A 369-nucleotide genomic window follows, 5' to 3' on the forward strand; every position below is an offset into this window, starting at 1 on the left:
AAGGCTACCGTCCACAGTTCTACTTCCGTACAACTGACATCACTGGTGCTGTAGAGCTTCCAGAAGGTGTAGAAATGGTAATGCCAGGCGACAACTTGAAGTTTGTTGTTGAGCTAATCAACCCAATCGCGATGGACGAAGGTTTACGCTTCGCAATCCGTGAAGGTGGTCGTACAGTAGGTGCAGGTGTTGTTTCTAAGATCATCGACTAATCTCGATATTTAGATTACATCTAAACCATGAAAAAGGTCGCGCAAGCGGCCTTTTTTGTCTCTACGAGAAGAGGTTGATAGGGTGCCCTTATGGTAAATGAGAGGTACTAGTGTTGTTTGCTATACCCAAAAGAAGTCATCGACTAATACCAATCCT

At 44.4% G+C, this 369-nt stretch carries 1 protein-coding gene; it reads left to right on the forward strand.

Annotation, left to right across the window (positions count from 1 at the left end):
• Positions 1-212 (forward strand): EF-Tu C-terminal domain-related protein (locus ACSLUK_RS20030; RefSeq protein WP_448550554.1); only part of this gene is annotated, 212 nt, incomplete at its 5' end.
• Positions 213-369: the final 157 nt, after the last annotated feature.

Source organism: Thalassotalea fusca, assembly GCF_053485835.1.